The organism is Photorhabdus sp. RM322S, assembly GCF_042879395.1.
GTDB classification, from domain to species: Bacteria; Pseudomonadota; Gammaproteobacteria; order Enterobacterales; family Enterobacteriaceae; genus Photorhabdus; species Photorhabdus khanii.
Genome location: NZ_JBHFKW010000062.1, coordinates 1 through 16,617, shown reverse-complemented (window position 1 = coordinate 16,617; position 16,617 = coordinate 1). Strand labels below are relative to the sequence as shown.

The 16,617-nt window shown below is 52.9% G+C and carries 2 protein-coding genes; both read left to right on the top strand.

Annotated elements, in window-relative coordinates:
• Positions 1 to 1,679, top strand: a 1,679-nt coding sequence (locus ACGF63_RS21415) for a thioesterase domain-containing protein (protein ID WP_387633074.1), incomplete at its 5' end; no start/stop codon positions are given.
• A 1,178-nt stretch (positions 1,680 to 2,857) separates the two neighbouring features.
• Positions 2,858 to 16,617: amino acid adenylation domain-containing protein (locus ACGF63_RS21410; RefSeq protein WP_387633072.1), on the top strand; the 13,760-nt coding region annotated here is incomplete at its 3' end.

Genomic DNA, 16,617 nt, shown 5'->3' with positions numbered 1-16,617 from the left:
GGGTGATCCCGATTGGCCGTCCGACGGCCAACATGCGGGTGTATCTGCTGGATGCTCAGGGCCAGCCAGTGCCTTTTGGGGTCGTTGGTGAGCTGTATATTGGTGGCGCAGGTGTGACGCGGGGTTATCTGAACCGCCCTGAGCTGACGGCTGAACGTTTTCTGACAGATCCGTTTAGTGAGGCTCCGGGGGCGAGAATGTATCGTACCGGCGATCTGGCCCGTTATCTGCCGGATGGCAATCTGGTGTTCATTGGTCGTAATGACCAGCAGGTTAAAATCCGCGGTTTCCGCATTGAGCTGGGGGAAATCGAGGCGCGTTTGGCTGAACACCCGGCGGTGAGTGAAGTGCGGGTACTGGCGTTGGGTGATGGGCTGGACAAGTATCTGGTGGCTTATGTGGTGGCGCAGGCAAATGATGGGCTGGTTAACAGTTTACGTGAACATCTGAGTGCTTTGTTGCCTGATTATATGGTGCCGGGTGCCTTTGTGCGTCTGGATGCTTTCCCGCTGACGCCTAACAGCAAGCTGGATCGTCAGGCATTACCCGCACCGGACGAAAAAGCGGTTGCCCGTCAGGTTTACGCCCCACCGTATGGGGAAACAGAAATGGCATTGGCGGCGATTTGGTGTGAATTGCTGGGGGTTGAGCGGGTCAGCCGGCATGACAACTTCTTCGCGCTGGGCGGTCATTCACTGCTTGCCATACGCATGATAAACCTTGCCGCCGGTCAGGGGTTGATTTGTACATTGAATGCTTTGTTCCAATGTCCTGTGTTGTCCGCATTGGCAGCGAAAATCACCTCAGATTTGCAGTCTCAGTCGCAAAGCAGTGCCATACCGGTGCGACCGGGTGGAGCAGAACTGCCGTTGTTCTTTGTGCCCAGTGGAATGGAAGACTATTCCTATGTCTTCGGGCTGGCTCAACATATCCGGTCAGGCTATCCGATTTATACGGTATCTTGGTCGTCCATCAATGAAGAAGCGGTACCGACGATGGAAGAGCAGGCTGCCAGCATGATCAGCTTGATGAAAGCGGTTCAACCGGCAGGCCCGTATCGGATATGGGGTTACTCTTCCGGCGGCGTATTGGCTTATGCTATTGCCCAGGGGCTTTTGCATGCCGGTGAGACGGTGAACTTCCTGGGATTGATTGATACGCCAGCTCCTCATTATATCAGGGAGCAGCCTATGCAACTCAAACATCAGTTCTTTGACGAGTTAGTCAGGCAGTTTGGGGAAGAACACACTCAGGAGATGGCGGCGTTGTACCGGCGAATTGATGATCTGAATTTGGTGCAATTTATTGAAGCGGCACAGGAATTGGCGTTATACCCCGCCAATCTGTGCCCTGAATTAGTCGCAAAAAGTTGGGAGCGGATAGAGCGTTATGGGCAAATAGTTGGAGATTATGAACCACGGGTATTAACGGTAACGCTGCATCAGTTTTATGCGATGGAACGTCCCCCTGCTAGTTCTTTTGTTACGGATGAAAAACCGAAGACTTTAACTATAGACCCATCGTTAGGTTGGGCACAGATAATACCTGACTCTTTACTTCGGTTGATTGCTGTTCCGGGTAATCATTTTAGTTTATTGGAGAATAATGAGCATAGAATCGCTTTAGCTCAGGCCATAAACAGGGCGTTGGCAATCAGTTGTGGCGGGGAGGTGTTATAATACAGATATATTAATCAATATTGAATAATTTAATATTAGTGTGATGATCCGGTATATATTGTTTATGCCGGATTATTTCTATGCTAAAACAGAATAAGGAAAAGGGTGGTTTTTATAATAAATTATTTGATTATATTTCTTCGTTATTGTTGTTATTTTCTATTATGTGATCTAAATCTAATTTTATTGTTAATTTTATTTTATTTTTTTGATTAAACGGGTATCTCGAATATGTATTTAGTTGTAGAGTCATTGTTGAAAATATTTATTCTGATAAAAATAATCGAAAATTTGATAATGATAATGTGTTTCCTGGGGGGCATGTAGGCTGATTTAATCAGCTTTAATTTCATGATCTCCCCTTGATATATATTTTTTATTTTAAATAACTTGGGATAATAAGATTGAAAAAACGGTGGCGGATAGTCTCAATGTCTATGTTAGTCGGTGTTTTTGAACTGAATAACATTAAATTTTTTTCCTGCTTATACCTCGTATTGGTCAATATCGCCGGATGTCCGAAAAATCGCATCAAAGAGCGATCTCCCGGTTTTTTTTGTATTTTAAATCAATATCATACATGGTTGATAATTATTCCTGTTACATTGTTTTATTATTGTTGAATAATATGTTTTGGAGTTAATTATAAATTATAATTGTTTCTGGGTGGTATTGGATTAAATAACATTTCTATTTGTAATGGAATTTAATCGTTATAAAGCAATGTGCTTAAGTTGGTGTGGGTTTGCTTATGGCATCTACACTAGGGGTACTCTTTTGTTGTTATAAAATAATATCGTATGTGATTGTTTTTAACCTGAGGTTATATTTTTGTTAAATATGCATCATGAATGCAGGGAATTGTCTTGTCTTTAATTGTGTAATTTATCATCAGCCAATGGGAGTTATAGAGAATTAATCTAATTTATCTAAAAAACAGGAGCAAAAATGGAATGTTTTATTCCAAATCATACATTGAATTATTTATTTCGCTGTCAGGGGAATTAGCATCGTAGCGTTGTGAATGATATGGCTATTAACCGGGCTATGGCATCCAATATTTGCGTATTTTGAAGAGATATCGGTTATTTCTTGGGGGTAAGAAGTAAGAAAAATACGGGTGATGGCTGTCAGGAATGACAGTTTTCAAATTTCTAACAGATTCGTTGAGGTCGTAAATGAAAGATAGCATTGCTCAAGCAGGAAGTGCTCTTAACGCTGAACTCTTCTCTCAAACATCAGAAAACATAATCAGTGCAAATGACGCTTCATCACAGACCAAAAATACACAGAATATTCTCAAGGCACTCACACCCGGTGAATTATTCTGGTATGAGCGCTTTGCCGCTTTGCAACCGCTCCAGTTACCTTTCGAGACGGTTGGGGAGCAAGCGAAGCCCAGATGGACAATGAGTCTTTGGCACTCCCCGTTGCCAGGAAACGGAGAAGAAGACCCATTACGGACACTGTTGCAGACATTTGTGATCTATCTTGCGCGCCTGACTCAGCAGACCGAATTCCAAATCGGCTGGTGCGTGGATAAAGTAAATGGTAAATCAGCAGATCTGGTGCCTATGGTCGTTGAGGTGGAGTTTGATAAGCCGTGGAGGTCGGTAGCTGACTGGATTGATAACGAGCTTGTCCAGTTGATGCGGCACCAGACATTGAGTCATGATCTCCTTATTCGCTTTCCTTCATTGCAGGCTATCCCGGCGCTGACAACCCGCTGGCCGTGGCAGATCGCCGTCTCGGTGATACAGGATGATAAACCGTGTGATCAGAAGATATCCGGTGAATTGCTGACGCTCCAGGTGAATGCACAGGGCAGTTTTCGCTGGATATATGATGCAAACCGTCTGAGCGAGGAAGTGGTTCAGCGGATGGGTGAACACTTACAGGTGCTGGCATTGTCAAAAAAGAGGGGAGATGAAATTCCCGTCGGGCAGCTTAATGTGTTACCGGAGGCTGAACGTACGTTACTGCTGGAGACCTGGAATGCCACGGAAGCCCCTTATCCTGACCCGTTATGTATCCATCAGCTGTTTGAGCAACAGGTAGCACAAGCCCCGCACGCCACAGCGTTGGAATATCAAGAACAGACCCTCAGTTATGCGGAATTGAATACCCGTGCTAACCGGCTGGCTCATCAACTGATGGCGCTGGGCGTGGAGCCTGACCAGCGGGTGGCGATTTGCGTGGCACGCTCACCGGCAATGGTGGTGGCTTTGCTGGCGGTACTGAAAGCCGGCGGGGCTTATGTGCCGCTGGATTCAACTTATCCGCGGGAACGTCTGGCGTATATTCTGAGTGATAGTGCCCCGTCAGTGGTACTGGTTGATGAGGCTGGCCGGGCGGCGCTGGGCAAACAGGCGCTGGTAGGCATGACGGTACTTGATCCGAATGTCCAATTTGACCAGCCCAGCAGCAATCCGCAGATCCCAGCGTTAACGCCACAGCATCTGGCGTATGTGATTTACACCTCCGGCTCCACCGGACAGCCGAAAGGGGTGATGGTGGAACATCAGGCGATTTATCAACGTTATCTGGGTTTTAATGACACCTACGCCGTCACCGCACAAGACCGGGTATTGCAATTTGCCGCGTTTGCGTTTGATGTTTCAGTGGAAGATTTCTTCTCATCATTATGCAACGGTGCCACACTGGTTATCCGGGATGATAGCTGGCTGGCGTCGATACCAGAATTTGTTGCCTTAACTCGACAATATCGTATTACGGTGGTGTCGTTGCCGACTCTGTTCTGGTCTGAACTGGCGGCCAGAAATACGGGGTTACCGCTGCCGGATTGCCTCCGGCTCATTATTACTGGCGGTGAGGCTATCAAAAAGAGCGCCGTTCAGGACTGGTTCAGGCAGGAAGGCCATCGGCCCCGGCTGTTGAACGGTTATGGTCCGACGGAAAATGTCGTGACGGTGACTTATAAGGACGTGTTATCCCCGGAAGATGCCCATTCTATTGGCCGGCCGGCTAAAAATGCCCGCATCTACTTGTTGGACCAATATGGTCAACCGGTACCCTTAGGCTGTGTGGGTGAAATGTACATTGGCGGCGTTGGGGTGGCGCGCGGTTATCTTAACCGGCCAGAACTGAGCACAGAGCGTTTTATACCGGATCCTTTTAGTCCGGTAGCCGGTGCGCGGATGTATCGCTCCGGGGATTTGGCCCGCTACCTGCCGGATGGTGACCTGGAATTTCTGGGCCGTAATGACGAGCAGGTGAAAATCCGCGGCTTCCGTATTGAGCTGGGGGAAATTGAAACCCGGTTGCTGGAACACCCGGTAGTGCAAGAAGCGGTGGTGCTGGCGCTGGATGGTGGGCAGGGCAAACGTTTGGTTGCCTATGTGGTGGCGGCAGCGAATGAGGGATTGGCGTCTGATTTGCGTGCACACCTGAGTGCTATTTTGCCTGATTATATGGTACCGGCAGCCTTTGTGCGCCTGGAGACCTTCCCGCAGACCCCGAATGGCAAGCTGGATCGCCGGGCGTTGCCTGAGCCGAGGGAAGACGATTTTGCCCGGCAGATTTATGAAGCCCCAGAAGGGGAGGCAGAGATCGCCATTGCGGCTCTCTGGTGTGAGTTACTGGGCATTGAGCAGATCAGCCGACATGACAGCTTCTTTGCGTTGGGCGGTCATTCACTGCTCGGCGTGCAGATGATTGAACGCTTGCGTAGCCTGGGATTGACACTGGCGGCGCGTGATCTGTTCCAGTCGCCGGTGCTGTCAGACCTGGCCCAAACGTTGGGACGGCATCAGGCCGTGATAGTACCACCGAATATCATTACACCGGCCACCACGGCGTTGACACCGGCGATGTTACCGCTGATTGATTTGACTCAGCCTGACATTGACCACATCGTCGGCCAGGTGCCGGGTGGGATAGCCAATATTCAGGATATCTATGCGCTGTCACCGTTACAGGACGGTATTTTGTTTCATCATTTGCTGGAGAACGAAGGCGACCCGTATCTGGTGCTCTATCCGGTGGCTTTTGCTAACCGCACTCTGCTGGACCGCTATCTGGCGGCAATGCAACAGGTGGTTGATCGCCATGACATCCTGCGCACTGCTTTTCTTTGGCAAGGATTGTCAGGGCCGGCGCAGGTGGTCTGGCGTCAGGCGACCTTGCCGGTGACGGAACTGACGCTGGACCCGGCTGATGGCCCAGTTATTGACCAGTTAACCCGGCGTTTTGATCCGGGCCGGTATCGTCTTGATTTGAGTCAGGCCCCGCTACTGCATTTTATTATCGCGCAGGAAACCGATGGCCGCTGGTTTTTACTGGAATTGCAGCATCACTTGATCGGCGACCATGAAACGATGGAAGTGATGAAACACGAAGTTCAGGCCTATTTTGCCGGGCAGGGGGACAGCCTGCCTGAGCCAGTGCCGTTCCGCAATCTGGTGGCGGAGGCCCGGTTGGGGGTAAGTCAGGCTTCGCATACCCGTTTCTTTACCGACATGCTGGCGGAAGTGGATGAGCCCACATTACCGTTTGGGCTGGCGGAGGTGCATCGAGATGGATCTCAGGAGGTGGAATTCTACCGGATGTTGCCCAGAGGATTGAATGACCGTCTGCGCCATCAGGCCCGGCGTTTGGGTGTCAGTTTGGCGGCGTTGTGTCATCTGGCCTGGGCGCAAGTAGTTTCGCGTACCAGCGGGCAGGAGAAAGTCGTGTTCGGCACGGTACTGTTTGGGCGTATGGGGGCAGGTGAAGGTGCCGGTAATGGCATGGGGTTGTTTATCAATACCCTGCCGTTACGGCTGGATATCGATGAGTCCCCGGTACGGGACAGCGTGCAGGCGGTGCATCTGCGACTGGCCGGATTACTGGCCCATGAACATGCCTCACTGGCGTTGGCCCAGCGGTGCAGCGGGGTTGCCAGTGGTACGCCTCTCTTTAGCGCCCTGTTGAACTACCGGCATAATGAGCAGCTGGATCCGCTGGATGAAACGATGGCCGGGATTGAATTCCTGGGTGAACAGGAGCGCACTAACTACCCCTTTGGGCTGTCGGTGGAGGATGGGGGCACCACGTTGGGGCTGACCGCTAATGTGGTACAACCATTTGATCCGGAAAGACTATGCGATTATATGCAGCAAGCGCTGGAAAGTCTGGTGGAGGCCCTTGAGCAGGCTCCGGAGACCCCGGTACGGGCCTTGAACATGTTGCCGGAAGCAGAGCGCACACTGTTGATGGAAACCTGGAATGCCACGGAAACTTCCTATCCTGAGGCATTATGTATTCATCAGTTGTTTGAACAACAGGCAGAGCAAATCCCGCAGGCGACGGCACTGGTGTATCAAGAGCAGGCGCTCAGTTATGCGGAATTAAATGCCCGCGCCAACCGCCTGGCCCACCAATTGATGGCGCTGGGTGTGGTACCCGACCAGCCGGTGGCGATTTGCGTGACGCGGTCCCCGGCGATGGTGGTGGCATTGTTAGCCGTGCTGAAAGCTGGCGGTGCTTATGTGCCGTTAGATTCAACCTATCCGGGTGAACGTCTGGCGTATATCCTGAATGATACGGCACCGTCGGTGGTCTTGGCTGATACGACCGGCTGGTCAGTGTTGGGTAAAGAGGCGTTGGCCGGGCTGACAGTGCTGGATCCGAATATTTTGCCAGACCAGCCGGGCAGTAACCCGCAAGTCCCGGCATTGACGCCTGAGCATCTGGCGTATGTGATTTACACCTCCGGTTCAACCGGGCAGCCGAAAGGGGTGATGGTAGAACATCAGGCGATTTATCAACGTTATCTGGGCTTTAATGACACCTATGCTGTCACCGCACAAGACCGGGTGTTGCAATTTGCCGCGTTTGCCTTTGATGTTTCAGTGGAAGATTTTTTCTCGTCATTATGCAATGGGGCCACATTGGTGATGCGGGATGACAGTTGGCTGGCGTCGGTGCCGGAATTTATTGCCTTAACCCGGCAACATGGTATTACGGTGATGTCACTGCCGACCCTGTTCTGGTCTGAACTGGCGGCCAGAGATAGCGGGTTACCGCTGCCGGATTGCCTCCGGCTCATCATTATTGGCGGTGAAGCAGTCAAAAAGAATGCCATTCAGGACTGGTTCAGGCTGGAAGGCCACCGGCCCCGGCTATTGAACGGTTATGGCCCGACTGAAAATGTCGTGACGGTGACTTATAAGGACGTTCTATCCCTGGAAGATGCCCGTTCTATCGGCCGTCCGGCTAAAAATGCCCGTATCTACCTGTTGGATAAATATGGTCAACCGGTACCCGCAGGCTGTGTTGGCGAAATGTATATTGGCGGCGTCGGGGTAGCGCGCGGTTATCTTAACCAGCCGGAACTGAGCAGGGAACGTTTTATGCCGGATCCTTTTAGTCCGGTATCCGGTGCCCGGATGTATCGTACCGGGGATTTGGCCCGCTATCTGCCGGATGGCGATCTGGAATTCCTTGGCCGTAACGACCAACAAGTGAAAATCCGTGGTTTCCGGGTTGAACTGGGGGAAATTGAAACCCGACTGGTGGAACACCCGGCGGTGCAAGAGGCGGCGGTACTGGCACTGGATGATGGGCAGGGTAAACGATTGGTCGCCTATGTGGCCGCAGAGGAGCAAACGGGATTGACGACCCTTTTGCGCGAACACCTGAGCGCCGTTTTACCCGACTATATGGTCCCGGCGGCTTTTGTGCGTCTGGAGTCCTTCCCACAGACCCCGAATGGCAAGCTGGATCGCCGGGCATTACCGGCACCGGGGGAGGCGGCATTTGCCCGGCAGGTCTATGAAGCCCCGCAAGGGGAGGCTGAGATCGCTCTGGCGGCCATTTGGCGTGAATTACTGGGCATTGAGCAGGTCAGCCGACATGACAGCTTCTTTGCCCTGGGCGGCCATTCATTGCTTGCGGTGCGGATGATTGAACGCCTGCGTCATTTGGGATTGACACTGGCAGCGCGTGATTTGTTCCAGTCGCCGGTGCTGTCGGCACTGGCGCAAACATTGGGACGACACCGGTTGGTGAAGGTGCCGGCTAATGTGATTACGCCGGCCACCACGGCGTTAACACCGGCAATGTTGCCGCTGATTGATCTGACTCAGGCTGAGATTGATCACATTGTCGGGCAGGTGCCGGGTGGGGTGGCGAATATTCAGGATATCTATGCCCTGTCGCCGTTACAGGACGGTATTCTGTTCCATTACTTGCTGGAGCAGGAAGGTGACCCGTATCTGTTGCTCTATCCAGTGGTCTTCGCTAACCGTGCTCTGCTGGACCATTATCTGGCGGCGGTGCAACAGGTGGTTGATCGCCATGACATCTTGCGTACTTCTTTTATTTGGCAAGGATTGTCAGTCCCGGCACAGGTAGTTTGGCGTCAGGCGCAATTGCCAGTGACTGAACTGACGCTGGATCCGGCTGATGGTCCGGTCATTGACCAGTTAACCCGGCGTTTTGATCCGGGCCATCATCGTCTCGACCTGAGTCAGGCCCCACTAATGCATTTTGTCATCGCTCAGGAAACTGACGGTCGCTGGTTCTTATTGGAATTGCAGCATCACTTGATTGGTGACCATGAAACGATGGAAGTGATGAACCGCGAAGTACAGGCGTATCTTACCGGTCAGGAGGAGAGACTACCGGTGCCGGCACCGTTCCGTAATTTGGTGGCTCAGGCCCGGTTGGGCGTCAGTCAGGAGGAACATACCTGCTTCTTTACCGAGATGCTGGCGGCGGTGGATGAACCTACGCTGCCGTTCGGGCTGACAGAGGTGCACTACGATGGCTCACAGGTGACGGAATCTCATCGGATGCTGACCGGCACACTGAATGACCGTTTGCGTCGTCAGGCTCGGTATTTAGGGGTCAGTCTGGCGTCGTTGTGCCATCTGGCCTGGGCGCAGGTTTTGTCATGTACCAGCGGGCAGGAGAACGTGGTGTTCGGCACCGTGCTGTTTGGACGGATGCAGGTAGGGGATGGCGCTGACAGTGGCATGGGGTTGTTTATTAATACCCTGCCGTTACGGCTGGATATGGATGATACCCCGGTACAGGACAGCGTGCATGCTGCCCATGCCAGACTCGCCGGATTGCTGTCGCATGAACATGCTTCATTGGCGCTGGCCCAGCGGTGCAGTGGTGTGCAGGGTGACATTCCACTCTTTAGTGCCCTGTTGAACTATCGGCATAACACCTTGCCGGCAACATCGAATGAACTCATCAGCGGTATTGAATTTATTGACGGACAGGAGCGGACCAACTACCCGTTTGTGCTGTCGGTGGAGGATTTTGGTGAATCCCTGGGGCTGACGGCTCAGGTAGTACAGCCGTTTGCTTCGGAAAAGATATGCGGTTATATGCAACAGGCGCTGGAGAGTCTGGTGGAAGCCTTGGAGCAAGCACCGGAAATGCCCGTTCGGGCATTGGAAATCCTGCCGGAAGCGGAGCGTACTTTGCTGTTAAAAACGTGGAACGAGACGGAAACCACGTATCCTGGGGAGTTATGTATCCATCAATTGTTTGAACAACAGGTGGAGAAAACCCCGGAGGCCATCGCGCTGGCAGTGGGAGATCAAACGCTGAGTTACGCTGAATTAAATGCCCGCGCTAACCGGTTAGCTCGTCAACTGATCGAACAAGGCGTTTGCCCAAATGAACATGTGGCGACTTTGTTAGCACGATCGAGGGAATTGGTGGTGGCCCAATTAGCTATCCTTAAGGTCGGTGCTGTTTACGTTCCGATAGATCCCAGCGTGCCGGACGAACGGAGAAATTGGCTGATTAATGATTGTTCAGCTAAGTTGCTGATTATTGATGCGCAATCTGATACGCCGGTCGGCCTCTCGGTTCCGCTGTTTTGTCTCTCTGATGAAAATAATACGAGCAGAGAGGAAGATCGTATCAATCCTGACTTACCGCGTTCCAGCACCGGGTCAGCGTATATCATGTATACCTCCGGTTCAACGGGCATGCCCAAAGGGGTGGTAGTGCCTCACCGTGCGGTGGTCCGGCTGGTCATCAATAATGGCTATGCTGAAATCGGACCGGATGACCGGGTGGCCTTTACGGCGAATCCGGCTTTTGATGCCAGCACATTTGAAGTTTGGGCACCGTTGCTCAACGGTGGCGCGCTGGTGGTTATCGACCATGCCACGTTATTGACACCACAGGAGCTTGTACTGGCTTTACAAGCTCACCACATCACGGTGCTGTGGCTGACCATCGGGTTGTTTAACCGGCTGGCGGCAGAGTTATCCCCGGTTTTTCCGCAGATTAAAATCCTGATTTTCGGTGGAGATATCCCTGATTTACAGGTGATTGCCCAAGTTCTGGATAATCGTCCGCCACAACAATTATTGCAGGCCTATGGTCCAAGTGAGGGAACCACCTTTGCCACGATATACCCTATTACGGCGATACCGCAGGGTGTGAGCCGGATCCCCATTGGCCGGCCGATAGCGAATACCCGGGTTTATCTGCTGGATGCTTATGAGCAGCCGGTACCGTTAGGTGTAATCGGTGAGATTTATGTGGGCGGAGATGGGGTTGCTCAGGGTTATTTCAATCGTCCTGAATTGACCGCCGAACGTTTCCTGATCGATCCCTTTAGTGACAATCCGGATGCACGCATGTACCGGACCGGGGATTTGGCCCGTTACCTGCCGGACGGCAATCTGGAATTCCTGGGCCGCAACGATCAGCAGGTCAAAATTCGCGGTTTCCGCATTGAACTGGGTGAAATTGAGGCCCGGTTGGCAGAACACCCGGCAGTGCGTGAGGTTGCGGTGTTGGCATTGGGTGATGGGCAGGATAAGCGGCTGGTTGCCTATGTGGTGGCACCTGCGGATGAGGGACTGGCGGTGAGCTTGCGTGCTCACCTGAGTCCCATTTTACCTGACTACATGGTGCCGTCAGCCTTTGTGCGTCTGGAGGCGTTGCCATTGACCCCGAACGGTAAACTGGATCGTCGTGCGCTACCGGTGCCGGATGGTGAAGCCGTTGCCCGTCAGGTTTATGAGGCCCCGCAAGGCGAAACGGAAATCGCTCTGGCAGCTGTTTGGCGTGAATTACTGGGGATTGAACAGATCAGCCGGCATGACAGCTTTTTTGCCTTGGGAGGGCACTCGCTGCTGGCTGTGCGGATGATTGAACGCCTGCGTCACCAGGAGCTGACACTGACGGCGCGTGATTTGTTCCAGTCGCCGGTATTGTCGGCACTGGCGCAAACGTTGGGACGGCATCACGCGGTAAGGGTACCGGCTAATGTGATTACACCTGCGACGACGACGCTGATACCGGCGATGTTGCCGCTAATTGATCTGACTCAGTCAGATATTGACCGTATTGTTGAGCAGGTGCCGGGCAGGATGACCAATATTCAGGATATCTATGCCCTGTCACCGTTGCAGGACGGTATTTTGTTTCACCACTTACTGGCAAACGAAGGTGATCCCTATTTGTTAGTTGACCTGATGGCCTTTGCTAACCGGCCTCTGCTGGACCGTTATTTGGGCGCGGTACAACAGATGGTTGATCGGCACGATATTCTGCGTACCGCCTTTATCTGGAAAGGGTTGTCAGTACCGGCTCAGGTGGTTTGGCGTCAGGCACCGTTGTCGGTCATTGAATTGACGCTGGACCCGGCTGATGGGCCGGTGGGTGATCAACTGGTACAACGTTTTGATCCCCGTCATTATCGTATTGATTTGGGCCAGGCGCCGTTGCTGCGTTTTGTGGTGGCACAGGAGAACGATGGCCGCTGGTTTTTACTGGAATTGCAGCATCACCTGATTGGCGACCATACCACGCTGGATGTGATGAATCGCGAAGTACAGGCGTATCTTACGGCTCAGGAGGATAGTCTGCCTGCGCCGGTGCCGTTCCGCAATCTGGTGGCGCAGGCCCGGTTGGGTATCAGTCAGGAGGAACATACCCGCTTCTTTACCGACATGCTTGCGGAGGTAGATGAACCCACGCTGCCGTTTGGGCTGGCGGACGTGCACCATGATGGATCTCAGGAGACGGTATCCCACCGGATGCTGACGACCCGGTTAAATAACCGTCTTCGCTATCAGGCCCGGCATTTGGGTGTCAGTCTGGCGGCGTTGTGTCATCTGGCCTGGGCACAGGTGTTATCGCGTACCAGCGGGCAGGAGAAAGTGGTATTCGGTACCGTGCTGTTTGGGCGCATGACGGCGGGAGAAGGGGCTGACAATGGGATGGGGCTGTTTATTAACACTCTGCCGTTACGCCTGGATATCGATGAGACCCCGGTACAGGACAGCGTGCGGGCGGCCCATTTACGGCTGGCCGGGTTGCTGGCGCATGAGCATGCCTCACTGGTGCTGGCCCAGCAGTGCAGTGGAGTTGCCAACGGTACGCCTCTCTTTAGTGCCCTGTTGAACTACCGGCATAATGATCAGTTGGATCCGCTGAATGAAACGATGGACGGGATTGAATTCCTGGGTGGACAGGAGAGCACTAACTATCCTTTTGTGCTGTCGGTGGAAGACGGGGGCACCACTTTGGGTCTGACGGCTCAGGTAGTACAACCGTTTGAGCCGGACAGGATATGCGGTTATATGCAGCAGGCGCTGGAGAGTTTGGTGGAGGCGCTTGAGCAGGCACCGGAGACACCGGTACGGGCGCTGAACATCTTGCCGGAAACGGAACGCACGTTGTTGCTGAAAACCTGGAACGCGACGGAATCCCCCTATCCTGACGCGTTATGTATTCATCAGTTGTTTGAGCAACAGGCAGAGCGAACTCCGCAGGCTACGGCGCTGGTGTATCAGGAGCAGACGCTCAGTTATGCCGAATTAAATGCCCGTGCCAACCGGCTGGCCCATCAGCTGATTGCGCTAGGCGTAGTACCCGACCAATGGGTGGCGATTTGTGTGGCCCGCTCTCCGGCAATGGTGGTGGGATTGTTGGCGGTGTTGAAAGCCGGAGGCGCTTATGTGCCGCTGGATCCAACCTATCCGGGGGAGCGTCTGGCGTATATTCTGACGGATGCCGCGCCAGCTATTTTACTGGCGGATAAGGCCGGACGTGCGGCGTTAGGTGAGAAGGCACTGGCAGAATTGACCGTACTCGACCCGAATGCATTGCTTCACCCGCAGGACGACAACCCACAAATACCCGCATTAACTTCACGACATCTGGCGTATGTGATTTACACCTCCGGCTCAACCGGTACACCGAAAGGGGCGATACTGGAACATTGTGGTGTCTGCAACTATCTGCTATGGGCGCGGAGTGATTACCTGGCTGAAAGGCCATTCGATAGTATCATTTCGTCACCGTTAGCCTTTGATGCCACGGTCACCAGTCTTTACCTGCCTTTACTGTGTGGTGGTAAAATCCGCTTGCTCCGTGATGGGCAGGAGCTGATTGAGCTGCTCCCCACACTGTTGTCAATGGAATCGGGTGCTCTGGTTAAAATTACCCCCAGCCATCTTTCAGCAATGGGCCAGGAATTGAAAACTGCGGGTCGAACATGCCCTGCGCATTGCTTTGTTGTGGGCGGAGAGACGTTGCCCAGTTCCACGGTCGCACTCTGGCGAACACTATCGCCTGGATCACGCATCATCAACGAGTATGGCCCAACCGAAACCGTCGTGGGTTGTACCGTGTTTGATACCCATCACCCGAGCCGTTTTGTTGATAACGTACCGATTGGTCGCCCAATTTCCAATACCCAACTCTATATTCTCGATCCCCACGAGGAACCTGTCCCAATGGGTGTCGCTGGTGAGCTTTACATTGGGGGAGTCGCTGTCGCCCGTGGCTACCTGAACCGGCCAGAATTGACGGCTGAACGTTTCTTGTCTGACCCATTTAGTGATAGACCCGATGCCCGGATGTACCGAACCGGGGATTTAGTCCGTTACTTGCCAGACGGCAACTTGGTATTTATTGGCCGTAATGACCAGCAGGTCAAAATCCGCGGTTTCCGGATTGAACCGGGTGAAATTGAAGCTCGGCTGACCGAATACCCTTCGGTCCGGGAGTCATTGGTGGTCACTTATGGCAAAGGAGAGGATAAACACTTGGTGGCCTATGTCGTAGCGGATGCTGAGGAAAAGCTTGCTCAACATTTGCGTTCGTATCTGTCGGCCCTGTTACCCGAGTATATGATACCGTCAGCGTTTGTCAGGCTGGATGTGTTGCCATTGACTCCGAACGGTAAGCTGGATCGTCGAGCGTTGCCGGTACCGGACAATGAAGCCTTTGCTCGTCAGGTCTATGAAGCGCCGCAAGGGGAAGCTGAAATTGCGCTGGCGGCTATCTGGTGTGAAGTTTTGGGGATTGAGCAGATCAGCCGGCATGACAGTTTCTTTGCGTTGGGCGGTCATTCGCTGTTGGCGGTACGGATGATGAACCGGATAGCCGTGCTGGGTATCGAACTACCACTGAGCACATTGTTTGAAGCACCCACTTTAATGGCCTTTGCTGAGATCATGCGTGCCCGGTTTGATGCACAGCGCAGGATATTACCCGCCATTATGCCGATATCCCGCGAGGGGGCGTTGCCGTTATCATTCGCTCAACAGCGTTTGTGGCTCCTTGCCCAGTTTGAGGGGGTTAGTGATATTTATCATATCCCGATGGCACTGCGCTTGTGTGGTCAGTTGGATATCGTTGCCTGGCAGCAGGCGCTTGATACCTTGTTTGCTCGTCATGAAGCGTTACGTTCCGTCTTCGTTTCTGTCTCCGTTGATAGTCAGCCACAAGTGCAACTGTTGTCTGCGGACAGTGGGCTGCCGTTGTCTCAGTATGACCTGCGTGGGATACCGGATGCCGAAATCAGGCTTGAACATCTGAGCATTGGGGAAGCCAGTACGTCATTTGATCTCAGTCATGGCCCGCTTATCCGTGCCAGCCTTATCCGGCTCACGGATGATGAATACCGGTTCCTACTCACCCAGCATCACATTGTGTCAGACGGCTGGTCTGTAGGCGTGTTGATAAGTGAACTGAACACGCTCTATACGGCCTTTCTGACCGGGCAACCGGATCCTTTACCCCCGCTGGCGATTCAATATCCTGATTACGCCGCCTGGCAGCGTCAGTGGTTGTCGGCTGAACAGGTCCAGACGCAATCGGACTATTGGCGTACCCTGCTGGCTGACGCGCCGGTGTTACTGGATTTGCCAACCGATCGGCCACGTCCTCTTGAGCAGTCGTTTGCCGGGGATGTGATGCTCATCGATCTGGATGCGGAATTAACAACTTCTCTTAAGCAACTGAGCGAACAGCAAGGCGTCACGTTATTTATGACCCTGTTGTCCGCCTGGGCGACGGTCCTGTCGCGTCTGTCAGGTCAGGAGGATCTGGTTATTGGCACCCCGAGTGCAGGCCGCAGTCACCAGGAAGTAGAACCGCTGATTGGTTTCTTTGTGAATACGCTGGCTTTACGTATTGATTTATCGGGTGCGCCGAATGTCATTGAATTGCTGGCGCGTGTGCGGCAAACCGCTTTGGCGGCGCAGGCGCATCAGGACTTGCCGTTTGAACAGGTGGTGGAAATTGTGCAGCCGCCGCGCAGACTGGCGCATACCCCGTTGTTCCAGGTGATATTTGCCTGGCATAACAATGAGGATCCGGAATGGGAACTGCCCGGGTTGGCTGTCTCGCTTGTTGATCCTGTTTTTGACGCAGTCAAGTTTGATCTGGAATTAGAACTGACGGAGGAGAATGGCAGGATTGTGGGCGCATTGAGTTATGCCACGGCGCTGTTTGATCAACCAACAATCGAACGCTATGTGGGGTATTTGCACACGGTACTGCAAACGATGGTGGCCCATCCTCAACAGCCTGTTGGGGAAATCGATATTTTGGCACCGGCAGAGCGCAGACTATTGCTGGAAAACTGGAATGCCACTGAAACAGCTTATCCTGACTCGTTGTGCATTCATCAGTTATTTGAACAGCAGGTGCAAAGGACACC